This is a genomic window from Falsiroseomonas algicola (genome assembly GCF_011040385.1).
Lineage (GTDB): Bacteria > Pseudomonadota > Alphaproteobacteria > Acetobacterales > Acetobacteraceae > Falsiroseomonas > Falsiroseomonas algicola.
Genome location: NZ_JAAIKB010000001.1, coordinates 469,088 through 490,078 on the forward strand (window position 1 = coordinate 469,088; position 20,991 = coordinate 490,078).

Consider the following 20,991-nt stretch of genomic DNA (forward strand, 5'->3'; position numbering starts at 1 on the left):
GCAGCATCGCGCGCATCCATGCTGCGTCGTCACGCCACCTTCATCGTCATCTCGCTGCTCACCCTCTCCGCCGCCGCGGCGGTGCTGCTGCTGCGCGGGGAGGCTGCCTTCCGCCACGCGATCGAGGCGACCTGGGGCCTGGTCGTCACCGTCGCACCCTCCATCATCGGCGGCCTGCTGCTCTCCGCCGCGCTGCGGCAACTGGTGCCGCCGGGCGCGCTGGCGCGATGGATGGGCGCGGAGTCCGGGCTGCGCGGGTTGCTGGTGGCGACCGCCGCCGGCATGGCGATGCCCGGCGGGCCGGTCGCCGCCTTTCCCGTGGTGCTGGTGCTGGCGCAGGCGGGCGCGGATCGCGGCGCGCTGATCGCCTTCGTGCTCGCCTGGTCGCTGAACGGCTTCCAGCGGATCCTGGTCTGGGAACTGCCGATCCTCGGTCACGATTTCGCGCTGCTGCGCCTGCTCTGCGGCCTGCCCCTGCCCGTGCTGGCCGGGCTCCTCGCCCGCTGGCTGCCCATCCGCTGGACGCCGGAGGATGCACCCGCCTTCAAGCCGGCGCCGGACAAGCCATGACCATCGGTGTCATCGGCATGTGGGTGCTGGCGCTGGGCGCGCTCTTCCTCTGCTTGCGCCGCAGCCCGACCGTCGCCCGCCGCGCGGTGAACGAGGCCGGCACCTCGCTGGTCCGCGTCGCGCCGGTGATGATGATGGCGCTGCCGATGGCGGCGTTCGTCTCCGAACTCATCCCGGCCGGCTGGGCGGAGCGCTGGCTGGGGCCTGACAGCGGCGCGGCCGGCGTGGCGCTGGCGACGCTCGCGGGCAGCGTGCTGCCGGGCGGGCCCTTCGTCGCCTTCCCGCTCGTGCTCGGCTTTCTCAAATCCGGCGCGGGGCCCGCGCAGATGGTGGCGCTGATCTCGGGCTGGGCCGTGCTCGGGCTGCACCGGACGCTGTCCTGGGAACTGCCGATCCTCGGACCCCGCTTCATCCTGCTGCGTCTCTCGGCGAGCCTGGTGCTGCCCTTCCTGGCCGGGCTGGCGGCGGAGGCGCTGCTGCCGTTGTTCCCCGGCGCCGGCTTGCGCTGACGCGGGCGCCGTTGCGGTCAAGCCGCCGCTTCGGCATAGCGTGACGGCGATGCACCAGCACACGACAATGCCGGAGGAAGACGCCTGGGCCGCGCTGCTGCGCGCGCGCGACGGCGGCGCCGTGCCGGATGGCGCGCTGGGCGATCTCTTCGCCCCGGTTCTCGCCACGCCGATTGCCGAGGATGGCTGCATCGTGATCGGCCGGCTGGCGCAGACGCTGGATGGGCGCATCGCCTGCGCGAATGGCCACAGCCAGTGGATCGGCGGCCCGGGCGACATCCTGCACACCCATCGCCTGCGCGCGCTGTGCAACGTGGTGATGGTGGGCGCCCGCACCGTGCATCACGACGATCCGCGCCTGACGACGCGCGAAGCCACGGGCCCCAACCCCGTGCGCGTGGTGCTCGACCCCGCGCGCCGCCTGCCCGACACGCATCGCGTCTTCACCGATGGCGTGGCGCCGACGCTGCTCATCACCGCCACCGATGGTCCCGACCGGCACGGCCAGGCGGAGGTGCTGCGCGCTGGCGAAGGCGAGATCGACCTTCCTGCGCTGCTGCGCGCCCTTGCGGCGCGCGGCCTGCGTCGCATCTTCGTCGAGGGCGGCGGCCGCACCGTCTCCGCCTTCCTCGCCGCCGGCTGCCTCGACCGCCTGCATGTGACGCTCGCCCCCGTGATCCTCGGCTCCGGCATTCCCGCCTTCACGCTGCCGGAGGCCGTGCGCATGGACCAGGGTCTGCGCTTCCGCTGGGCGGTGCATCCGATCGGCGAGGACCTGCTGCTCGACATCCCGCTCGGGCGCCGGCGCCCGGGCAGTTGCGAAGGCGACGCGCGATGAAGGCCAATGCCCTGTGGACCATCGCACCGCAGCGCGCCGAGTTGCGGGAGCAGGACCTGGCGGTGCCCGGCCCCGACCAGGTGCTGGTGGACACCATTGCGACGGGAATCTCCCGCGGCACGGAGCGCCTGGTCTTCGAAGGCCGCGTGCCCGAAAGCCAGTGGCCCGCCATGCGCGCACCGCTGCAATACGGCGAGTTCCCCTTCCCGCTCTCCTACGGCTACAGCGCGGTCGGCCGCGTCCGTGCGGGGGCGGAGGCGCTGCTCGGCCGCCGCATCTTCTGCCTGCACCCGCATCACGACGCCTTCGTGGCGCCGGCATCGATGTGCATTCCGGTGCCGGATGCCGTGCCGGACCATCGCGCGGTGCTGGCAGCCAATATGGAAACCGCCGTCAACGTCCTGTGGGATGCGCGGCCGCTGGTCGGCGAGCGCGCGCTGGTCGTGGGCGCCGGCGTGGTCGGTCTCCTCGTCACCTTCCTGCTGGCCCGCATGCCGGGGGTCGAGCTCGTGGTCTGCGACATCGATGAAGGGCGCCGCTCCATTGCCGAGAGCTTCGGCGCCCGCTTCGTCGCGCCCGCCGATGCGCCCGGCGATCGCGACCTCGTCATCCACGCCTCCGCCAGCCCCGCGGGGCTTCGCCTCGCGCTGTCCTGCTGCGGCTTCGAAGGCCGCGTCGTCGAAGCGTCCTGGTTCGGCGACAAGGAGGTTGCGCTGCCGCTCGGCGAAGCCTTCCACGCGAAGCGGCTGTCCCTCGTCTCTACCCAGGTCGGCCAGGTGGCACCCGCCATGCGCGGCCGCCGCGCCTATGCGGATCGCCTGGCGCTGGCGCTGTCGCTGCTGGATGATGCGCGGCTCGATGCACTGCTCGGCCCGGCCATCCCGTTCAAGGATCTGCCGCAATCCCTGGGCACTGTGCTGTCGCCGCCGCCTGGCGATCCGCAGCCGCTCTGCCCCTTCGTCACCTATATATATAAGTGAGAGATCGCGCCCGATGTTCAGCCTGACCGTCGTCGACCACATCATGATCGCGCACAGCTTCCGCGGCGATGCCTTCGGCCCCGCGCAGCGCCTGCACGGCGCGACCTTCATCGTGGAGGCGGAGTTCCGCGCGCCGAAGCTGGACGACCTGCACCTGCTGGTCGATATCGGCCTCGCCAAGGATCACCTGCGCGCCATCCTGGCGCCGATGGACTACCGCAACCTGGATGCGGAGCCCGTTTTCGCCGGCAAGAACACCACCACCGAATATCTCTGCCTGCACATCCACGGCCTGCTCGCCCAGGCCTGCCGCGACGGCGTGCTGGGCGATGGTGGCAAGGCGGTGACGGGCCTCAAGATCCTGCTGCGGGAAAGCCACATCGCCTGGGCGGCCTTCGAGGGGCCGGTCTGAGGCCACGACGATGCGGATCGCCTTCCTCGTCCCGGGGCCGATCACCGCCATCTCCGGCGGCTACGGCTATGATCGCCGGCTGGTCGCGGGCATGCGGGCGCTGGGCCATGAGGTCACAGTGCTGGAACTGTCGGGCCAGCACCCGCTGCCAGACGATGCCGCGCGCGACAGCGCGCGCGCCGCGCTGGCGCAGGTGCCGGCCGGCACGCACATCGTCATCGACGGCCTTGGCCTTCCGTCCTTCGAGCCGCTGCTGGATGAACTCGAACGCCGCGGCGCGGTCGGCCTGATCCATCACCCGACGGCCTTGGAGCACGGCAACCCCGGCCCGGTGCGCGACGCGCTGCGGGCGGCGGAGCAGGCGATCTTCCCGCACCTCGCGCGCCTGGTCGCGACCAGCCCGCTGACCGCGCGGCGGCTCGCGCCCGAATTCGGCGCCGATCCCGCGCGCATCGGCGTGGTGGAACCGGGCACCGATCCGGCGCCGCGCAGCGCCGGCTCCGGTGGGCCGGGCTGCGCCATAACGGCCGTCGGCACGCTGATCCCGCGCAAGGGACATGACGTGCTGCTGCGCGCCCTCGGCACGCTGCCGGACCTGGACTGGACGCTGACCATCGTCGGTTCACCGCGCGACAAGGTGCATGCCGACGGGCTGGTCGCGCTGGCCGAGGAGCTTGGCATCAAGCAACGCGTGACCTTCGCGGGCGAGGTCGCCGAGATGGCCCCGCTCTGGGCGAAGACGGACCTCTTCGCGCTGGCGACGCATTGGGAAGGCTATGGCATGGCCGCGGCGGAAGCACTCGCGCGCGGCATCCCGGTGGCCATCACGGCCGGCGGCGCGATCGCGGAGGTCGTGCCGACCGCGGCCGGCGTCATCTCCCCGCCTGGCGACGTCGTCTCCCTCGGCAAGGCGATGCGCCGCGCCATCTTCGACACCGATCTGCGCGCGGAGATGGCGGAGGTGGCGTGGGAGGCCGGCCAGCGCCTGCCGCGCTGGGAGGACCGCGCGAGCGCCTTCGTGCAGGAGATCGAGAAGGCAGCGGACCGATGACGGAAACCTTCGACGGCGATTGGCTCGACCTGCGGGAGCCCCATGACGCGGCCGCGCGCAACGTGGCGCTGGCGCAGCAACTCGCCGCCGCGCTGCCCGCCCGTCCCCGCATCCTCGACCTCGGCGCCGGCACCGGTTCGCTGCTGCGCTGGATGGGCCACTTCATCGGCCGCGCCCAGGCCTGGACGCTGGTGGATGCCGACCCCGAACTCGTCGGCCGCGCCTTCGAGACCATCGCGGGGCGTGCGCTGGAGGCGGAGTGGACCGTCACCTGGCCCGGCCGCAAGACGCTGCTGGTCCATTCGCCCCACGGCGCCTGGCGCGTGGAAGCGCTGGTCGCCGATCTGCGGGAAGCGCCGGACAACCTCCCGCTCGACCAGGTGGATGCCGTGGTGAACACCGCGCTCTGCGACCTGGTGTCGGAGGAATGGGTGCAGCGCATCGCCGAAGGCTGCGCGGAGTATCGCCTGCCCTTCTACGCCGCGCTGAACGTGACGGGGCGGGAGCGCTTCATGCCTCCCCACCCCGCCGATGCGCTGGTGGCGCGCGGCTTCGCCCGCGACCAGCTGCGGGACAAGGGCTTCGGCGGCGTGGCGCTCGGCGCCCGCGCGCCCTCCGTGATCGCGGAGGCCTTCGCGGCGCATGGCTACAGCGTGCATCGCGCGCCGAGCGACTGGGCGATCAGCCGTCGCGATGCCGCCATGGCCGCCGAGATCGCCGATGGCCATGGCCGTGCCGCCATGGCGCATGAACGCCGCGATCGCCGCCGCCTGCTGGACTGGATGGTGGACCGCCGTGCCCAGGCCGGGCTGCTGCGGCTCTCCGTTCGCGTCGGCCATACCGACATCCTTTGCCTGCCGCCTGAGAAGGGTTGACCCCATGCCGCTCCTGCTCGGCTGCATCGCCGATGACTTCACCGGCGCCACCGATCTCGCCTCCATGCTCGTGCGCAACGGGATGGCGACGGTGCAGGTCATCGGCGTTCCGACCGGCCCGCTGCCGGAGGCCGATGCGATCGTCGTGGCGCTGAAGTCCCGCACCGCGCCGGTGCGCGACGCGGTGGCGGAAAGCGTGGCGGCGGCGGATGCGCTGCTGGCCGCCGGCGCGCAGCAGCTCTTCTTCAAATACTGTTCTACCTTCGACAGCACGGATGCGGGCAATATCGGGCCCGTTGCGGATGCGCTGCTGAAACGCCTCGGCGCCGGCTTCGCCCTCGCCTGCCCCGCCTTCCCGGCCAACAACCGCAGCATCTACCAGGGCCACCTCTTCGTCGGCGGGACGCTGCTGAACGAGAGCGGGATGGAGAACCACCCGCTGACGCCGATGAAGGACGCGAACCTGGTGCGCGTGCTGTCGCGCCAGACGGAGGGCGCCGTCGGTCTCGTGCCCTTCGCCGTGGTGGAGCAGGGCGCGACCTCCATCCGCCAGGCGATGACGCGCCTGGCCGAGGGCGGCCGCCGCTACGCGATCGTGGATGCCGTGAGCGACAGCCACCTGATGGCGATCGGCGAGGCGGCGGCGAGCCATCCGCTGATCACCGGCGGATCCGGCGTGGCGATGGGGCTGCCGGCGAATTTCCGCGCCAAGGGGCTGCTGCCTTCGCGCGACGATGCCGCGACCCTGCCGGAAGCAGGCGGCCTCTGCGCCGTCGTCGCCGGCAGCTGCTCCCGCGCCACGCTCGGCCAGATCGGCTTCGCCCGGGATCATGCGCCGGTGCTGGAACTGGATGTGCTCGGCACGCCGGACGCCGCCGTGCTGGCGGCGCAGGCGCTGGCCTGGGCGGAAGGCAAGCTCGACGCGCAGCGCCCCATCGTCATCGCCGCCTCCGCGCCGCCGGAGCAGGTCGCGGCCCTGCAGGCGAAGCTGGGCCGCGATGCCGCCGGCGCGCTGGTGGAGCATGCGCTGTCGAGCGTCGCCGAAGGGCTGGTGGCGCGTGGCGTGAAGCGCCTGGTGGTGGCAGGCGGAGAGACATCCGGCGCCGTCGTCTCCCGCCTTGGCGTCACAACGCTCCGCATCGGGCATGAGATCGACCCGGGCGTACCCTGGACCTTCGCGGAGCCCACGGGGATCCATCTGGCGCTGAAGTCCGGCAATTTCGGCGCGCGCGACTTCTTCCTGAAGGCCTTCGATCATGTCTGAGGGCGCGCTGCGGCTTCAGCTGGCGGAGTTGGCGAAGTCGCTGTTCGACCGTGGCTACTCCGTCGGCACCGCGGGCAACATCAGCGTGCGCCTGCCCGATGGCTACCTGATGACGCCGACCAATTCCTCGCTCGGACGGCTCGATCCCGCGCGCATCAGTCGGCTGGATGCCGAATGGCGGCATGTCGGCGGCGACAAGCCGTCCAAGGAGGTCTTCCTGCATCGCGCGGTGCTCACCGCTCGGCCGGAGGCGGGCGCAGTGGTTCACCTGCACTCCACCTACGCCACCGCCATTTCCTGCATCGCGCCGGAGGGCGGCGATGCGGAGGTCCCGCCGCTGACGCCCTACTTCGTCATGCGCATCGGCCGCCGCCTGCCCTGCGTGCCCTACTACCGCCCGGGCGACGCAGCGATGGAGGACGACGTCCACCACGCCGCGCTGGCCGCCAAGGCGCTGCTCCTGGCCAATCACGGCCCGGTCGTCAGCGGTGCCACCCTCGTCGATGCCGTGAATGCGGCGGAAGAGCTGGAGGAGGCTGCGCGCCTGGCGCTGCTGCTGCGCGACGTACCCGGTGTGCGGCGCCTCACACCCGCACAGGTGGACAACCTGCTGGCGACCTTTGGCTAGGCGCTACAGGGACGCGCCGGGGTCGATGCGGATCACGTAGCTCCGCCAATCCGCGCGCGTGGCGATCCGTTCATAGAGCGCGATGGCGGCGACATCGCCCTCCGGCACGATCCAGCGCAGGTGGCTCCAGCCCCGCGCCTCCCCTTCCCGCACCGCGGCGGCGATCAAGGCGCGCGCGATGCCGCGGCCGCGCGCCTCCGGCCGGACGAAGAGGTCGTCGAGGTTGCCGCAGCGCCGCGCGAAGACGACCTCGGGCAGGTCGAACAGGATCGCGAAACCGACCGCCTCGCCGCCCTCCTCCGCCAGCAGAACTTCCGCCGCCGGATGGCTCGCCAGCAGCGCCGCCTGCGCCTCCGGCGATGCGGTCGCGGCGCCATTCAGCACGCCGCGCATCTCCGCGGCGTAGAGTGCCAGCAGCGGCGCCAGGCGGTGCCGGTGGTCGCGCGGCAGCATGGTGATGGTCATCGGCATGACGGGCTCCGAACGCGAAAGGGGCGCCGCCCGCGTGATGCGGACGACGCCCCCTCGCCGGGATCGGCAGGCGTATTAGGAAGCGGATTCCGGCGTCGCGGCGGGCGCAGGAGCCGCAGCGGCGGCGGCGGCGGCCTTCTTCGCGGCGCGGGTGGCGGCGGCCTTCTTCGCGGCTTCGCTGCGCGCGGACGGCGCTGCGGCGGCAGCCTTCTTCGGGGCGGCCTTCTTGGGCGCAGCCGCCTTCTTCGGCGCAGCGGCCTTCTTGGCAGCCGGCTTCTTGGCGGCGGCCTTCTTCGGCGTCGCGGCCTTCTTGGCAGCCGGCTTCTTGGCGGCGGCCTTCTTCGGCGCGGCCTTCTTGGCGGCCGGCTTCTTGGCGGCGGCCTTCTTCGGCGCGGCCTTCTTCGCGGCAGCCTTCTTCGGCGCGGCCTTCTTCGGCGCAGCCTTCTTGGCGGCGGGCTTCTTCGCGGCAGCGGCCTTCTTCGGCGCGGCCTTCTTGGCAGCCGGCTTCTTGGCGGCAGCGGCCTTCTTCGGCGCGGCCTTCTTCGCGGCCGGCTTCTTGGCGGCGGGCTTCTTCGCCGTCTTCTTCGCAGTCGCCATCGCCATCGCCTGGGCGCGCGGCGCGGCGGCCTCGACCTCGGTCTCGGTGGTCACGGTGGTGTCGGTCATGTGGTCAGGATCTCCGATCTTTTGTCCGGTGAGTGGTGTTCCGGTGGTGATGGGCCCGCGCGGCTTGCGCCGCCTCGTACCCGCGAAAGCCGTCTGGACCGTGCGTCTTCCCAGTGGCGCGGATCCCGTATCGCGCCGTCCCGGTGCAGCCGCCGTCCCGCTTCCGCCGGCGCCGGTCAGGGATGCGATGCCTGCGGCGTCACGCCGCGTCGCGCCCTTCCCGGCTTCTCTCCCGCCAGCGCCCGGCGCCGCGATGGCGCTGGTTGCCCGCGCCGCGATGGCGCTGTTTGGCGGTGCGGAACATGGCGTGCATTGCACGATCCCCTGCTCCACGAGCCTGCGGTCCATGGACCGATCCTTCCTGCTGCGCGACACCGCCCGTGTGTTCTGCGTGACGTCGTCGCCGCGAGGATGAAGCCGCCTTGGCGCCGACGTTCACGCGAATCGCGTCAAGCGATGCGTGCATCGTCACGCTATCCGTGTGTGCAACCTGCCTGTCAAACGAAAACGCACGAACGACGTGCAGCGATGTGCATCGCGTGTGCAGCGACGTGCGAGAGAGGCATGCGAAGGCAGTGACGCATGCCTGTTCCGCGATGCGCGGAAGCGGTCGTCGCGCCGCTTCCGCCACCGGGATGACGCCGCGCGACGATGCGCGCGGCGTTGCCGATCAGCGCGCCGAGATCGGCGGCACCGGGCGCTGCTCCACACCGGTATAGTGCGACAGCGGCCGGATCAGCCGGTTGTCCGTCGCCTGCTCGAACACATGCGCGGCCCAGCCGGTGATGCGGGAGCAGACGAAGATCGGCGTGAACATCGGGATGTCGAAGCCCATGAGGTAGTAGGCAGGGCCCGCCGGGAAATCGAGGTTCGGGTGGATCTTCTTCACCCGCATCATCTTCGCCGCCAGCACACGGCTGGTCTCCATCCAGCGACGGTCGCCGACCACCTCCGCCATCTTCTCGGCGTATTTGGTCATGGTCGGTACACGGCTGTCGCCATTCTTGTAGACGCGGTGGCCGAAGCCCATGACCAGCGCCTTGTGGTCGAACTTGCCCTCCAGCCAGTCCTCCGCCGCCTCCGGGCTGCCAATCTCGGTCAGCATGTGCATCACCGCCTCATTGGCGCCGCCATGCAGCGGGCCCTTCAGCGCGGCGATGCCGGCCGCGATGGCGCCATGGATGTCGGCCCCGGTGGAGGTCACCGTCCGCGCCGTGAAGGTGGAGGCGTTGAAGGTGTGCTCCGCGTAGAGGATCATCGAGACGTCGAAGGACTTGATGACCTCGGGCTGCGGCACCTTGCCGAAGACCAGGTGGAAGAAGTTCTCGCAGAACGGGAGCGACGCATCGGGCTCGATCGGCTCCAGCCCCTTCGACAGGCGGTTGGTCGCCGCCACCGCCGTCGGCAGCTTGGCCAGCAGCCGCATTGCCTTCCGCCGCTGCGCGGCGTCCGACACATCCGCCGTCTCCGGATCCTCCGTCCCCATGAAGGAGACGGCGGTGCGGATCGCGTCCATCGGATGCGCGTCCTTCGGGATCTCCCGCAGCACCCGCAGCAGGGCGGGCGACAGCGCCCGGTTCGCCCGCTCCTCCGCCTGGAAGGCGGCCAGTTGCTGCGCATTCGGCAGCTCGCCGTGCCAGAGCAGGTAGGCGACCTCCTCGAAGTTGCTCTCCTCGCAGAGGTCCTGCACGGCATAGCCGCGATAGGTCAGGCTGTTCGTCTCCGGCATCACCTTGGAGACGCTGGACACGTCGGCATAGACGCCGACCAGGCCCTTGTAGAGCGTCGGTGTGGCTTCACTCATGGCTTCACTCCCCTTGCCGCAGGGCGGGCGGAACGCGCGGTTCCGCCCGCGGATGCGGCTAGTCGTTAACGATCAGAAGATACCGGGCTTCGCATCCAGCAGCGTGCCCGCCGGCAGCACGACGTTCAGTGCCGAGAGTTCGCCGGCGCCGAGGCTCGCCAGGTCCTGCGCGGCCTCCAGGAAGCGGTTCTGCTCCCGCGTCGTGATGATGCCCTCGGTCAGGATGCGGAACTTGTTGATGTACTGGTCCCGCGCGAAGGGGCGGGCGCCGTTCGGGTGGGCATTCGCCACGCCGAGCTCATCCACCAGCTTCGACCCGTCCTTGAACAGGATCTCGACCCGGCCGCCGAAGGACAGCTCATTCGGATCGCGGGAGTGGTACTTGCGCGTCCACTCCGGGTCCTCCGTCGTCTCGATCTTGTGCCAGAGGCGGACGGTATCCGCCCGGCCGGCGCGCTTCGGCGCGTAGCTGTCCACATGGTGCCAGCGCCCGTCCTGCAGGGCGACGGCGAAGATGTACATGATGGAATGGTCGAGCGTCTCGCGGCTCGCCTTCGGGTCCATCTTCTGCGGGTCGTTGGCGCCGGTGCCGATCACGTAGTGGGTGTGATGGCTGGTATGGATGATGATCTTCTCGATCGCCTCCATGTCCTGGATCTGCTCCCGCATCCGGAAGGCCAGGTCGATCAGCGCCTGGGACTGGTACTCCGCGCTGTGCTCCTTGGTGTAGCTGTCCAGGATGGCGCGCTTGGGCTCGCCGGCCTCGGGCAGCGGGACCTCGTAGTAGGTGGGGTCATAGACGGTCTTGCGGCCCTGGCTGTCCGCCTGCGTGCGGCCGGACAGGACCCAGGCGATGACGCTGTCCTCGCCTTCGTAGATCGGGCTCGGCGCGCCCTCCCCGCGCATGCAGCGGTCCACCGCCTCGATCGCCAGCTTGCCGGCATGGGCGGGGGCATAGGCCTTCCAGGAGGAGATCTCTCCCTTCCGCGACTGCCGGAAGCTCACGGAGGTGTGGAGCGCCTGCTGAATCGATTGAAAGACCACCTCCTGCTTCAGGCCGAGCATGGTGCCGATGCCGGCGGCCGCGGCCGGGCAGAGATGGGCGATGTGGTCCACCTTGTGCTCATGCAGGCAGATCGCGCGCACCAGGTTGATGTGCAGCTCATAGGCCGTCGCCAGGCCCCGCATCAGGTCCTTGCCCGACTTCCCCATCGCCTGCGCGACCGCCAGCAGCGGGGGAATGTTGTCGCCCGGGTGGGAGTAGTCGGCCGCCAGGAAGGTGTCGTGCATGTCGAGCTCACGCACCGCCGTGCCATTCGCCCAGGCCGCCCATTCCGGGCTGACCGTGGTGCCGGACTTCACGCCGAACACCGTCGCGCCGCCCGCCTTCTTCGCATGGCCCAGCGCCATGCCGCGGGCCGAGACGACCGGGCGGCGGTTGATGGCGGCTATGGCGACGGAGGCATTGTCGATCACGCGGTTGATGATCATCGCCTGCACGTCCTTCGGCACGGCGACCTTGTCCACGGCGACGCCGGCCATCTTCCAGGCCAGTTGGTCCTCGCGCTTCAGCAGCGCCTTGGAGGGATGGACCTTCACCGGATGCAGCTTCATCAGCGTTCCCCATTGCTTGCGGTAGTGACGCGCCGTTTTGGACCCGCTTCGCGTGATCGTCCATTCCGATTGGCGTGGGCGCGCGATAGTCTTTCCGTATCGGATGGACGGCAGCGCGCATGGATTTCCGCCTCGTCAGGCGCCTCGGCCATTTCCTCGCGGTGGCGGAGGAAGGGCATTTCGGTCGCGCTGCCGCGCGGCTCGGCATCTCGCAGCCGCCGCTGACGGCGCAGATCCAGGCGCTGGAGAAGGAACTCGGCGTGCGGCTGCTGGAGCGCAGCGGCAAGGGCGCGCGCCCGACGCGGGAAGGCGAGGCCCTGCTGCCGCTCGCGCGCCGCATGGCGGAGGATGCGGGGCAGATCGAGGCGCTGGCGCGCGACCTCCGCGCCGGCCGCAGCGCGCCGGTGGCGCTGGCCTGCGTGACCTCCGCGCTGTTCGACTACCTGCCGCCCCTCGTCCGCGGGCTGCAGGCCGCGCGCCCCGCCTCCGCCATCGCGGTGCGGGAGATGGACACGGCCGATGCGGTGGAGGCGCTGCGTCGCGGCGAGGTGGACCTGGCGCTGCTACGCCTCGACCGGGACCGCCATCCGATCCGCCTGCGCCCGCTCGGCCAGGACGTGCTGGCGGCGGCGCTGCCGGAGGAGCATGCGTTGGCCCGGGACGACGGACCCCTGCCCCTCGCCGCGCTGGCGGATGAGCCGATGCTGGTCCTGCCCCGCGGCATCAGCCCCGCCTATTCGGACGCCATGGTCGCCGCCTGCCACGCCGCCGGCTTCACGCCGCGGGTGACGCGGGAGGTGGGGTCCGCCATGGCGCAGCTGGGCTTCGTGGCGGCGGGGCTCGGCGTGGCGCTGGTCAGCGCCGGCATGGCACGGCTGCGGCCGCCAGGGGTGGCGTTCCGGGCACTGGAAGGGCCGATTCACGCGGTCGGCGTGGCGCTGGCGTGGAATGCGGAGCGGGAAAATGAGGCGACGCGGTTGGCGCTGGAACTCGCGGAAAGGTTGTTTTTCGTGGCTCGAACAAACATGGACAACTAGCCAGCCCGTCTGGATTGGGATAACGCTTTGGCAACATTCCATTTGCCGGAGCGTCTTTGCGTGAGTGACCGGGACCCGACCTGGACGGACATTGATGCGGCCCAGTTGACCGGCACGAACGCCTGGCGCCGTCCCGAAGGGCAACTGTCTTTCCTGCCCGAGATATTCCTGGACGTTGCCGACAACGCCGGCTTCGTGGGCGGCCAGCCGGTGGACGTCTCGCGATTGGCCTTCGTCACGGTGACCTTGACGGAGGGGAACCTCTACCATTTCTGGGGTCGCATCGCCCAGAACGCCCCGGGCACGCCCACCCTCTCGATCTATGACAGCCAAGGCTACCGGCTGCAGTCGGTCGATGGAGACGACATCTCGCCGGGCAGCGACACCCCCTGGTCCGATAGCCTTCTCTACTTCGAGCCTGACCGGACCGGCACCTACTATCTCGGCATCGGCTACAGCACGCGGCCCTTCGCCAGCGGCTTCTCGATCGAGGGCTGGGAAGACACGGGTGGCAACTTTGCCAATGACCGGGCGCCCTACTCCGCGATCGCCTCGCTCTCCGCCCCTGTGCGCATCGTGACGGAGGGCGATGCTGGATCCACGCGCTACACCGCCACCGTCACCCGCACCGGCGACCTGTCGAAGACGCAAAGCGTCGGCTGGTTCGTGGATGGGCGTGGCGACCATGCGGCCGATGATGCCGACTTCGCGGGAGGCCTGGCGCCCGGCGGCACCATCACCTTCGGTGCCGGCCAGGCGACCGCGCAGATCACGATCGACATCGCCGGCGACACGATCGGCGAATACGACGAGACCTTCGGCATACGCCTCTTCGCGCCCAGCACCGGCCTGCGGATCGGCACGGGCCGAATCGAGGCGACCATCGAGGATGACGATTCGCGTCTCTGGCTGGAAGCCGCGAGCTTGACGGCGACCGAGGGTACCGGGACCGGCGGCAGCTTCACCTTCACCATCAGGGCCAACGCGCCTCAGGAAGCCTACCATAGCGTTCGCTGGGTCGTGGAGACGACCGACGTCGCGCGACCCGTCAACGCCCGCGATTTCTCGCCCAGCGTGCTGCCTTCTGGCGTCGTCACCTTTGCCCCCGGCGAAACCGCGAAGACGGTCACCATCACCTTCGCCGGCGATGCCACGCCGGAATCGGATGAGCGCTTCAGGATCAGGCTGGAATCGCGCTCCGACGCCCTCACGACCAGCGACGCGACGAGCATCATCGTCCAGATCCTCGATGATGATCGCCCCCTGGTTTCCATCGCTGCCCTGGCGGCCACCGTCGTCGAGGGCAGCGGCGAGGGCGGGACGGTCAGCTTCGAGGTCACGCGCACCAATCCTGTGACCGCGCAGACGATCGACTGGGCGGCAAGCGGCCTCAGCGCCGCCGACTTCGCCGATGGGGTGATACCCTCGGGCCGCCTGTCCTTCGCGGCCGGCGAAGCAAGCAAGACCGTGACACTCAGGCTCCGTGGCGATTCCATCGCCGAAGGGGCCGAGACACTCACGGTCACCATCTCCTCCCCGAGCGCCGGCACGGAGTTCCGCAACACCCAGGCCTCCGTCTCGATTTTGGACGACGACAGCGTCGTCCGCGTCCTTCCGGGCAGCCGCTCGACCACCGAGGACAGCGGCACACCCATCACCTTCGTCCTGGAGCGGTCCGGCGACGTCCTGCCCGCGGCTACGCTGACCTGGCAGGCGGAGGCCTATGCGGATACCAGTTCATCCGCGAGTGCGGATGCCAGCGACTTCGTGGGCGGCGCCTGGCCTGGCGGCGTCGTCACCTTCGGTGAGGGGCAGCGCCAGGCGACGGTGACCATCGCCGTGCAGCCGGACGCCACGCCGGAACCTGGCGAGTGGTTCAGCATCCGGCTCACGAACCCCTCCCTCGGCATGAGTATCGAGCCCTATGGCGATCTCCTGGGCGCAGCGATCTGGACAGACGAGACTTGGCTCTCCGACAACGCCATCAGCGCCGCCCCCCATCGCGAGGGCGATGGCCTGCCTACCACGCTGAACGTCCCGATCTGGCGGCAGGGCGACTACAGCGCGGCCGAGACCTTCACCTGGCGGGTGACGACCGCCATCCCCGGCTACACGGGTGCGTTGGCGACCGGCAGCCACTTCGCTGGCGGCGTCCTGCCATCCGGCCAGGTCACCTTCGCGCCGGGCATGCAGACCGCCGCGATCGCGCTGTCGATCGCCTCCGACGATCGTCCCGGCGTTTCCTCCGCCGCCTTTGCCGTTGAATTCACGGCACAGCGCCCTGGCGCCGGCGCGGACCGGATCATTCGTGTCATCGAGGAGGATGACGTCCTCGTCTCGATCCAGTCCGCGACCGTGCAGCAGGCGGAAGGTGATTCGGGTGTCACGCCGTTCACCTTCACGCTGACCCGCACCGGAGGAACGACCGGGTCCAGCGTGGTGGACTGGAGCGTCGGCACCACGACCGGACGGACGGTGGACGCCGACGATTTCGGAGACTGGCGCCTCCCCTCCGGCCAGGTCGTCTTCGCGCCCGGGGAAACCACGGCGACCCTGACGGTCAACGTGTATGGCGACTTGACGCCGGAGGCATCCGAACGCTTCGTCGTGAACCTCACCTCCGCAAGCCCGGACGTGGCCTTCGGCAACGCCTCGGCCAGGGGCATCATCCTGGCTGATGACACCGAGGTCACCGTCAGTGCCTACAATGCGGTGAAGACCGAGGGGCACACCGGCAGCACCCGGCCATTCCTGTTCACGGTCGAACGCGCCGGCGTCACCGATGTGGCGCAGTCCGTCGCCTGGTCCGTCGCGCCGGGCCGCGGAGCCGACCGGGCCAATGCCGCCGATTTCGTGGGCGGTGTCCTCCCCTCCGGCGTCGTGGACTTCGCGCCCGGAGAGGTGCGCAAGATCATCACGGTGAACGTCAACGGCGATGCCAGCCGGGAGCGCGATGAGTTCTTCTTCATCGATCTCTCCAATCCCACCAATGGGCTGCGGATTGGCAACTACGACGCCTATGGCCTGATCATCGCCGACGAAACGGTGATGTCCATCGCCGCCACGTCGGCCGACGCGGCCGAAGGCAGCACTCCCCACACCTTCACCGTCACCCGCAGCGGCTACCTCGACGCGGCGCAGATCGTGAACTGGTCGGTCGTGAACTGGGGTCCCAACCGCGTCTCCGCCGCGGATTTCGAGGGCGGCGCCATCCCGCGCGGCGCGCTGCGCTTCGAGGCCGGTGAGGAAACGAAGACCATCACCATCAACATCGCCAGCGACACCGCGGTGGAGAAGGACGAGACCTTCGCGGTCAGGCTGCTCTCGGCGAGCCCTGGCGTCACCCTCGCCCCCTACTGGGCGGGCGCCACCATTCGCAACGACGACGCCAGCGTCGGCATCACCGCGCTCTCCGCCAGCAAGGCGGAAGGCAATGCGGGCACCACGCCCTTCACCTTCGCCCTGACCCGCACCGGCGTCCTGGATGCGGAGCAGTCGGTGTCCTGGGCCACGGGGTCGCTCAATCCCAACCGCGCCACCGCAGCGGATTTCGCGGGCGGCGTCCTGCCTTCCGGCACCGTCACCTTCGGCGCGGGCGAAGCCCGGAAGGTGATCACCCTCGATGTGCTCGGCGACACCACGCAGGAGGCGGCCGAGGGGTTCATCGTCCGGCTCTCCGCCCCGACCAATGGCCTGACCATCAGCGGCAGCTCCGCCACCGGGCTGATCCAGAACGACGACCTCGCCGTGGCACGCCTCGCCGCCGACTGGGTCTTGTGAGCAGCGAAGCCGCAGACAAGCCGGCGCCGTTGCGCTAGACCTTGCCCATGGATCTCTCCCCGGACCAGGTCAGGGCGGCCCGCGCCGCCGGCTGCACCTTCATCGCCGCCACCGAAGACCAGGTGGCCCGTCTCACCATGCAGCGGCGCGTCTTCCGCATCGATGGCGTGCCGCATCTCGCCCGCCGGGCGCAGAGCGGCTTCTACGAGACCTATGGCACCCTCGCCCCGCTCCTCGGCCCGAGCGAGAGCGGCGAGCCCCCGGCCCCGCCGGCCGAGACGCTGCAGGAAGCCGAGGCTGCCGATGCCTCCGCCACCCTGGCGCTGGCGGCTGAAAGCCGTGGCGGGCGTGGCGCGCAGGTGATCCGCCGCGGCCGGCCGCGCAGCCCTCGCGGCGGCTGAAACGCCACCGGCGATGACGGCGCCGCTGCTGGCCGTGCGCGGCTTGCGCGCGGTGTTCCCGACGCGGCGCGGCCTTCTCCGCGCCGTCGACGGCGTCGACTTCGACATCGCGGCCGGGGAGGTCCTGGCCCTGCTCGGCGAATCCGGCAGCGGGAAATCCGTCACCTCCCTCGCGCTGATGGGCCTGCTGCCGCCCTCGGCCCGCGTCGAGGGCGAGGTCCGCTTCCAGGGGCGCGACCTCCGCGCGATGGACCCGGCCTCGCTCCGCAGCCTGCGCGGCGACGCCCTCGCCATGGTGTTCCAGGAACCCATGGCGTCCCTCAACCCCGTGCTGAGCGTCGGCCGCCAGGTGGCGGAGGCGCTGGTCGCCCATGGCCGCGCCGATCGCCGCGCCGCGAAGGCCCGCGCCATCGAACTGTTCGGGGAGGTCGGGCTCTCCGACCCCGCGCGGCGCTACGACGCCTATCCGCATGAGCTGTCGGGCGGCATGTGCCAGCGCGTGATGATCGCCATGGCCATCGCCTGCGACCCCGCGCTGCTCATCGCCGACGAACCGACGACGGCGCTCGACGTCACCATCCAGAAGCAGATCCTGGCGCTGATCGACGATCTCCGCCGTCGCCGCGGCACCGCCGTGCTGCTGATCACCCACGACCTCGGCGTGGTGGCGGAGAATGCGGACCGCGTCGCGGTGATGTATGCCGGCCGCATCGTGGAGACGGCGCCGGTGAGCGCCCTGTTCGCGGCGCCGCTGCATCCCTACACGCGCGGCCTGCTCGATTCGATGCCGGACCTCGATGACGAGGAGGCGGTGCTGCACGCCATCCCCGGCCAGGTGCCGGACCTCGCCGCGCTGCCGTCGGGCTGCGCCTTCGCCGCCCGCTGCCCCCGCAGCAGCGACCGCTGCCGGGCGGAGGCGCCACCGCTGGTCGATCACGCCCCAGGCCGCGCCGCGCGATGCTGGCACCCGCTGGCATGACGGCGCTGCTCAAGGCCGAGGGCCTGACCAAGCACTACCGCCTCGCCCGCCCCCGGCTCCTGTCGCCTCGCCCGGTGCTGCGCGCGGTGGAAGACGTGTCCTTCGAGATCGCGGAGGGCGAGACCTTCGGCCTGGTCGGCGAAAGCGGCAGCGGGAAATCCACCACCGCGCGGCTGGTGCTGCGCCTGATCGCGGCCACCGCGGGGCGCGTCGAGTACCGCGGCCGCAGCATCCTCGAGCTGCCCGCGCGCGACTTCCGCCCGCTGCGGCGGGAGATGCAGATGGTCTTCCAGGACCCCGCCGGATCGCTCAACCCCAGCTACCGCGTCCGCGACCTGATCGAGGAACCGATGATCGTCCACCGCACGCCCGCAACGGCGCGGGAACGGGCGGAGCGGGTGGCCGCGCTGCTGGCGCAGGTGGGGCTGGACCCCAGCCATGCCGCACGCTGGCCGCATGAGTTCAGCGGCGGCCAGCGCCAGCGCATCGGCATCGCGCGCGCCCTGGCGGTGGAGGCCAGGCTGCTGGTGGCGGATGAGCCGGTCTCGGCACTCGATGTCTCCGTCCAGGCGCAGATCCTGAACCTGATGCGGACGCTGAAGGACCAGCACGGCCTCAGCTACCTCTTCATCGCGCATGACCTCGCCGTGGTGAAGCACATGAGCGACCGGGTCGCCGTGATGTATCTCGGCCGGATCGTGGAACAGGCGCCGCGCGCGGAAATCTGGCGCCGGCCCGCGCATCCCTACACGAAGATGCTGATCGCCGCCGTGCCGCGCGCCAGGGTCCCCGACCACCGCGCCGCCGCCGTGCCCCCCGGCGAGATCCCGAGCCCCGTCGCGCCGCCCCCCGGCTGCGCCTTCCACCCGCGCTGCCCCGCGCGGATGGCGATCTGTGCGCAGCAGGCGCCGGTCGCGAAGGAGATCGCGCCCGGGCATGTCGCCGCCTGTCATCTTTATTGACCTCAGACGCCGGCGCCCGCTCCGCGGGCTTGGCTTCGCGGCCCTTCAGCAGCTACCCCACCACCACCCTGAACCCGTTCCCACGCCAGAACCCATCCGGCTCCAGGCTGCCCCGGTAATGCGCGTTCGCCTTCTCCGCCGGGGATGAGAAGCAGCCGCCGCGCAGCACGCGGCGCCAATCCCGCGACCCCTCCGCGGCCTCCCGCCCATCACCCGCGGCCCATGGATAGGCGAAGGAGGGCAGCGCCATCTCCGGCCCCCAGAGCGTGTGGCACCATTCCCAGACCTGGCCGGCCATGTCGTCCACGCCCCAGGGCGACCGCCCGCGCGGGAACATCCCGACCGCGCATGGCGCGTTGAGCCCCGCGCTGTCGCCGTTGCAGCGATCCCCATCCCAGGGCGCGGCCCAGGGATGCACGGGCGCGTCGCTCTCGGGCTGCGTGCCGCGCGCGGACCACTCCCATTCGGGCTCGCTCGGCAGGCGGACGACATCGCTCGCGCCGATGCGGCCCTCCGCCCGCCAGGTCTCCGTCAGCCATTCGCAGCAGGCGACGGCATCGCGCCAGGTCAGGTCGGTCGCCGGTGCATTGGCGAGCGAGGGGTCGTCGCGTGCCGGCGAGACCCAGGCCCGACCCGTCGCCGCCACGAAACGGGCGTAGAGCGCGTTCACCACGGGATAGCGCCCGATGCGGAAGGCGCCGACCGCGACGCGATGGACCGGCCGCGAGGGCGCGGTCAGCGCCGATCCCATCACGACCTCCCCGCCCGGCACATCGACCAACTCGGCCAGGTCGCGCGGGTCGCCCCGCCGCGCCAACTCCCGCCCGGCTTGCGCGCGCTGCGGCACGCCGAGCTGCCCGCCTTCCACGATCGCGCGCAACGCCTCGACCAGGCCCGGCACAATGCCCGGCTCGATCTCGGCGGCCAGCAGCGCACCGGCATCACCCGTCCGCACCAGGGCCGCGGCCAGCGGCGCGGCGATGGAGGGATCGGCGGCGACCACGTGGCGCAGCGTGGCCGCCAGGCGCGGCCCTTCCTCCAGGAAGCGCAGCGCGAGCATGGCGGGGCTGGCATTCTCCAGCATCCGCGCTTCCAGCAGCGGGCGCATGAAGCCGGCATCGAGGAGATCGGCCTCCGCGGGCGTCGCGCGCACAAGCAGCGTGTCCCGCAGCACCGGCGCGCTGGTCGCCGTGACGCCGAGGCGCTGCGCGATGGCAAGATAACCGGGCAGCGCGAAGAGCGGGCCGCGCAGCGCCTCCGGCAGATGCGCCCGCTGCGCCGCCAGCAGCGGCAGCAGGCGATGCCGCCGGAACCCCTGCGGCAGCACCCAGCCGCCCGCGACCTCGGGATCCGCCACCAGCAGCCCGCGCAGGCCGGGCCGCGCGGCGATGGCATCCGGCAGCGCCGCATCTTCCGCATCATCCACCAGCAGCAGCGCGCGATCCGGCAGCGAGTCCAACGCCAGGCCCGGCGTCCAGAACACTGGCGTGACGGTGGGCGCGTCCCAGGCCTCGGGCTTGGCCACACCCGCCTCGTTCCGCACCACCGGCGTCGGGTCCGGTGCCGCGCCTGCAGCAACGCGCGCGACATGGCGCAGCATCGTCGTGCGGCCGGCGCCCGGCGGCGCCAGCAGCAGCAGCAGCGGTGCTTCCGCCGCCAGTTCCAGCGCCGTGCGGTGCACCGGCTCCGTCAGCGCGGCGGGGCCGCGGCGCAGGCCCTTGGCCGCGCGGTCCTCCTCCGTCCAGTCGGTGAGGAGGGGGATCACGCGAAGAGCTTCGCGACCTCCGGGTTGTGGAAGCGCTGCACCTCGATGGCGTAGCCGGCGGGGTCCTCGAAGAAGAAATGCTCGCAATAGGTGCCGCGCAGCAGGCCGGTGAGCTTGGCGACGCCAGCCTTCTCCATCCGCGCATGCCAGCCGGGCACGTCCTCCGCCACGATGGTCAGCAGCACGGCGCTGGTCGGCTGGTGCTTCAGATGGCCCTTCACCCCATCGACGATGCCGAAATAGCTGCCGGGCGCGATGCGGTAGATGCGCGCCATGCCCTGGTCCAGCACCAGCTCGAAGCCCAGCACCTCCTCATAGAAGGGCACGACCGACATCATGTCCTCGTAATAGAAGAAGGTGATGGCGTAGTCGGGCTTGGACATGG

General features: G+C 71.0%; 21 protein-coding genes. 15 read left to right on the forward strand and 6 right to left on the reverse strand.

Translation table 11 applies throughout. The annotated features are described in order from the left end of the window. Positions 1-18: 18 nt before the first annotated feature. The 9 genes from G3576_RS31195 to otnC all read left to right on the forward strand — a co-directional run bounded on the left by G3576_RS31195 (position 19) and on the right by otnC (position 7,127). The gene (locus tag G3576_RS31195) at positions 19-570 is read left to right on the forward strand and encodes a hypothetical protein (RefSeq protein ID WP_207622607.1); all 552 of its coding nucleotides are present in this window, start codon (positions 19-21) and stop codon (positions 568-570) included. After that, a complete protein-coding gene (locus G3576_RS02250; RefSeq protein WP_164692689.1) occupies positions 567-1,079 on the forward strand; it encodes a hypothetical protein in 513 nt (170 codons plus the stop codon). Before G3576_RS31195 ends, G3576_RS02250 begins: the two co-directional genes overlap by 4 nt. A 67-nt stretch (positions 1,080-1,146) precedes the next feature. Continuing rightward, the gene (locus G3576_RS02255) at positions 1,147-1,917 is read left to right on the forward strand and encodes a RibD family protein (RefSeq protein ID WP_164692690.1); all 771 of its coding nucleotides are present in this window, start codon (positions 1,147-1,149) and stop codon (positions 1,915-1,917) included. Beyond that, a complete protein-coding gene (locus G3576_RS02260) occupies positions 1,914-2,897 on the forward strand; it encodes a zinc-dependent alcohol dehydrogenase (RefSeq protein ID WP_164692691.1) in 984 nt (327 codons plus the stop codon). The genes G3576_RS02255 and G3576_RS02260 overlap by 4 nt, the downstream gene beginning before the upstream one ends. Positions 2,898-2,910: 13 nt before the next feature. Beyond that, on the forward strand, positions 2,911-3,309 hold the full coding sequence (locus G3576_RS02265; protein ID WP_164692692.1) for a 6-pyruvoyl trahydropterin synthase family protein: 399 nt from the start codon (positions 2,911-2,913) through the stop codon (positions 3,307-3,309). A 10-nt stretch (positions 3,310-3,319) separates the two neighbouring features. Then, complete coding sequence (locus G3576_RS02270) at positions 3,320-4,360, forward strand: glycosyltransferase family 4 protein (protein ID WP_164692693.1); 1,041 nt, start codon at positions 3,320-3,322, stop codon at positions 4,358-4,360. Next, positions 4,357-5,235: a class I SAM-dependent methyltransferase gene (locus G3576_RS02275; protein ID WP_164692694.1), complete on the forward strand. Its 879-nt coding sequence runs from the start codon at positions 4,357-4,359 to the stop codon at positions 5,233-5,235. The genes G3576_RS02270 and G3576_RS02275 overlap by 4 nt, the downstream gene beginning before the upstream one ends. Positions 5,236-5,239: 4 nt before the next feature. Next, positions 5,240-6,499, forward strand: coding sequence for a 3-oxo-tetronate kinase (otnK, locus tag G3576_RS02280; protein WP_164692695.1), 1,260 nt, complete (start codon positions 5,240-5,242; stop codon positions 6,497-6,499). Then, entirely contained in the window at positions 6,492-7,127 is a 636-nt protein-coding gene (gene otnC, locus G3576_RS02285) for a 3-oxo-tetronate 4-phosphate decarboxylase (protein WP_164692696.1), read from the forward strand. The genes otnK and otnC overlap by 8 nt, the downstream gene beginning before the upstream one ends. A gap of 3 nt (positions 7,128-7,130) precedes the next feature. On the opposite strand, the gene G3576_RS02290 is transcribed toward otnC, so the two are convergent. Together G3576_RS02290 and G3576_RS02295 are read right to left on the reverse strand one after the other, a co-directional pair. Then, positions 7,131-7,598, reverse strand: a complete 468-nt coding sequence (locus G3576_RS02290; RefSeq protein ID WP_207622608.1) for a GNAT family N-acetyltransferase — start codon at positions 7,596-7,598, stop codon at positions 7,131-7,133. A gap of 75 nt (positions 7,599-7,673) precedes the next feature. Continuing rightward, positions 7,674-8,264 carry a histone H1-like repetitive region-containing protein gene (locus tag G3576_RS02295; RefSeq protein ID WP_207622609.1) on the reverse strand — a complete coding sequence of 197 codons (591 nt, stop codon included), beginning with the start codon at positions 8,262-8,264 and terminating at the stop codon, positions 7,674-7,676. 253 nt (positions 8,265-8,517) lie between these two features. On the opposite strand from G3576_RS02295, the gene G3576_RS02300 reads away from it, so the two are divergent. Further along, positions 8,518-8,679 (forward strand): hypothetical protein, encoded by a 162-nt coding sequence (locus G3576_RS02300; RefSeq protein ID WP_164692697.1) that lies wholly within the window; start codon positions 8,518-8,520, stop codon positions 8,677-8,679. A gap of 255 nt (positions 8,680-8,934) precedes the next feature. Here the strand turns inward: G3576_RS02300 and G3576_RS02305 are convergent, their stop codons facing one another. Together G3576_RS02305 and G3576_RS02310 are read right to left on the reverse strand one after the other, a co-directional pair. Continuing rightward, entirely contained in the window at positions 8,935-10,068 is a 1,134-nt protein-coding gene (locus G3576_RS02305; RefSeq protein WP_164692698.1) for a bifunctional 2-methylcitrate synthase/citrate synthase, read from the reverse strand. A gap of 72 nt (positions 10,069-10,140) precedes the next feature. Beyond that, positions 10,141-11,682: an MmgE/PrpD family protein gene (locus G3576_RS02310; protein ID WP_164692699.1), complete on the reverse strand. Its 1,542-nt coding sequence runs from the start codon at positions 11,680-11,682 to the stop codon at positions 10,141-10,143. A gap of 119 nt (positions 11,683-11,801) precedes the next feature. Here G3576_RS02310 and G3576_RS02315 point away from each other — a divergent pair, with 119 nt between their 5' ends. The 5 genes from G3576_RS02315 to G3576_RS02335 are packed head-to-tail and all read left to right on the forward strand — an operon-like array spanning position 11,802 to position 18,841. Then, positions 11,802-12,719: a LysR family transcriptional regulator gene (locus G3576_RS02315; RefSeq protein WP_164692700.1), complete on the forward strand. Its 918-nt coding sequence runs from the start codon at positions 11,802-11,804 to the stop codon at positions 12,717-12,719. Between the two features lie 60 nt (positions 12,720-12,779). Further along, a complete protein-coding gene (locus G3576_RS02320; RefSeq protein WP_164692701.1) occupies positions 12,780-16,499 on the forward strand; it encodes a Calx-beta domain-containing protein in 3,720 nt (1,239 codons plus the stop codon). Between the two features lie 47 nt (positions 16,500-16,546). After that, positions 16,547-16,900, forward strand: a complete 354-nt coding sequence (locus tag G3576_RS02325; RefSeq protein ID WP_164692702.1) for a hypothetical protein — start codon at positions 16,547-16,549, stop codon at positions 16,898-16,900. Positions 16,901-16,913: 13 nt separating this feature from the next. Continuing rightward, positions 16,914-17,879 carry an ABC transporter ATP-binding protein gene (locus G3576_RS02330; protein ID WP_164692703.1) on the forward strand — a complete coding sequence of 322 codons (966 nt, stop codon included), beginning with the start codon at positions 16,914-16,916 and terminating at the stop codon, positions 17,877-17,879. Next, entirely contained in the window at positions 17,858-18,841 is a 984-nt protein-coding gene (locus G3576_RS02335; RefSeq protein ID WP_235951355.1) for an ABC transporter ATP-binding protein, read from the forward strand. The genes G3576_RS02330 and G3576_RS02335 overlap by 22 nt, the downstream gene beginning before the upstream one ends. 52 nt (positions 18,842-18,893) lie before the next feature. Here G3576_RS02335 and G3576_RS32485 read toward each other — a convergent pair whose 3' ends face one another. Both G3576_RS32485 and G3576_RS02345 read right to left on the reverse strand, forming a co-directional pair. Then, positions 18,894-20,606 carry a formylglycine-generating enzyme family protein gene (locus G3576_RS32485; protein ID WP_164692704.1) on the reverse strand — a complete coding sequence of 571 codons (1,713 nt, stop codon included), beginning with the start codon at positions 20,604-20,606 and terminating at the stop codon, positions 18,894-18,896. Continuing rightward, complete coding sequence (locus G3576_RS02345; RefSeq protein ID WP_164692705.1) at positions 20,603-20,989, reverse strand: VOC family protein; 387 nt, start codon at positions 20,987-20,989, stop codon at positions 20,603-20,605. The genes G3576_RS32485 and G3576_RS02345 overlap by 4 nt, the downstream gene beginning before the upstream one ends. Between the last annotated feature and the right edge of the window lie 2 nt (positions 20,990-20,991).

Excerpts from the sequence above, each read along its gene's own strand:
- G3576_RS02300 (WP_164692697.1), top strand. The coding sequence starts at position 8,518 with ATGGCGCTGGTTGCCCGCGCCGCGATGGCGCTGTTTGGCGGTGCGGAA.
- G3576_RS02255 (WP_164692690.1), top strand. The coding sequence starts at position 1,147 with ATGCCGGAGGAAGACGCCTGGGCCGCGCTGCTGCGCGCGCGCGACGGC.
- G3576_RS02335 (WP_235951355.1), top strand. The coding sequence starts at position 17,858 with ATGCTGGCACCCGCTGGCATGACGGCGCTGCTCAAGGCCGAGGGCCTG.
- otnK (WP_164692695.1), top strand. The coding sequence starts at position 5,240 with ATGCCGCTCCTGCTCGGCTGCATCGCCGATGACTTCACCGGCGCCACC.
- G3576_RS02275 (WP_164692694.1), top strand. The coding sequence starts at position 4,357 with ATGACGGAAACCTTCGACGGCGATTGGCTCGACCTGCGGGAGCCCCAT.
- G3576_RS02345 (WP_164692705.1), bottom strand. The coding sequence starts at position 20,989 with ATGTCCAAGCCCGACTACGCCATCACCTTCTTCTATTACGAGGACATG.
- G3576_RS02315 (WP_164692700.1), top strand. The coding sequence starts at position 11,802 with ATGGATTTCCGCCTCGTCAGGCGCCTCGGCCATTTCCTCGCGGTGGCG.
- G3576_RS02305 (WP_164692698.1), bottom strand. The coding sequence starts at position 10,068 with ATGAGTGAAGCCACACCGACGCTCTACAAGGGCCTGGTCGGCGTCTAT.
- G3576_RS31195 (WP_207622607.1), top strand. The coding sequence starts at position 19 with ATGCTGCGTCGTCACGCCACCTTCATCGTCATCTCGCTGCTCACCCTC.
- G3576_RS02270 (WP_164692693.1), top strand. The coding sequence starts at position 3,320 with ATGCGGATCGCCTTCCTCGTCCCGGGGCCGATCACCGCCATCTCCGGC.
- otnC (WP_164692696.1), top strand. The coding sequence starts at position 6,492 with ATGTCTGAGGGCGCGCTGCGGCTTCAGCTGGCGGAGTTGGCGAAGTCG.
- G3576_RS02325 (WP_164692702.1), top strand. The coding sequence starts at position 16,547 with ATGGATCTCTCCCCGGACCAGGTCAGGGCGGCCCGCGCCGCCGGCTGC.
- G3576_RS02330 (WP_164692703.1), top strand. The coding sequence starts at position 16,914 with ATGACGGCGCCGCTGCTGGCCGTGCGCGGCTTGCGCGCGGTGTTCCCG.
- G3576_RS02310 (WP_164692699.1), bottom strand. The coding sequence starts at position 11,682 with ATGAAGCTGCATCCGGTGAAGGTCCATCCCTCCAAGGCGCTGCTGAAG.
- G3576_RS02260 (WP_164692691.1), top strand. The coding sequence starts at position 1,914 with ATGAAGGCCAATGCCCTGTGGACCATCGCACCGCAGCGCGCCGAGTTG.
- G3576_RS02290 (WP_207622608.1), bottom strand. The coding sequence starts at position 7,598 with ATGCCGATGACCATCACCATGCTGCCGCGCGACCACCGGCACCGCCTG.
- G3576_RS02250 (WP_164692689.1), top strand. The coding sequence starts at position 567 with ATGACCATCGGTGTCATCGGCATGTGGGTGCTGGCGCTGGGCGCGCTC.
- G3576_RS02295 (WP_207622609.1), bottom strand. The coding sequence starts at position 8,264 with ATGACCGACACCACCGTGACCACCGAGACCGAGGTCGAGGCCGCCGCG.
- G3576_RS02265 (WP_164692692.1), top strand. The coding sequence starts at position 2,911 with ATGTTCAGCCTGACCGTCGTCGACCACATCATGATCGCGCACAGCTTC.